Genomic DNA, 321 nt, shown 5'->3' with positions numbered 1-321 from the left:
AGGGATAATTTTTTATATTCTAGAGGACTTAAGTAGCCAAGAGTTCCATGAATTCTTAGCTTATTAAACCAGTTCACATAGTCTCCAAATTCGAGCGTTAGCTGGGATAAGTTCGTAAACTTTTTTTGATTGGCGAACTCAGTCTTAATGATTTTAAAGGTCGCTTCCGCGACGGCGTTATCATATGGACAACCTTTCATACTAAGTGAACGGCCAATTTTAAACGTGGTTAACGTTTCATCATTTAGCTTGTTTTTAAATTCATTCCCTCGATCTGTGTGGAAGAGCTGAATATCATGAAGGTTTCCTTTGATGGATGCA

General features: G+C 37.4%; 1 protein-coding gene. It reads right to left on the bottom strand.

Annotated elements, in window-relative coordinates; genetic code table 11:
- Positions 1 to 321: IS3 family transposase (locus SB775_RS28340; RefSeq protein ID WP_410864500.1), on the bottom strand; the 321-nt coding region annotated here is incomplete at both ends.

Source organism: Peribacillus sp. SIMBA_075 (assembly GCF_046534585.1).
The sequence above is the reverse complement of the archived record's forward strand: the minus strand, read 5'-3'. Positions and strand labels throughout refer to the sequence as shown.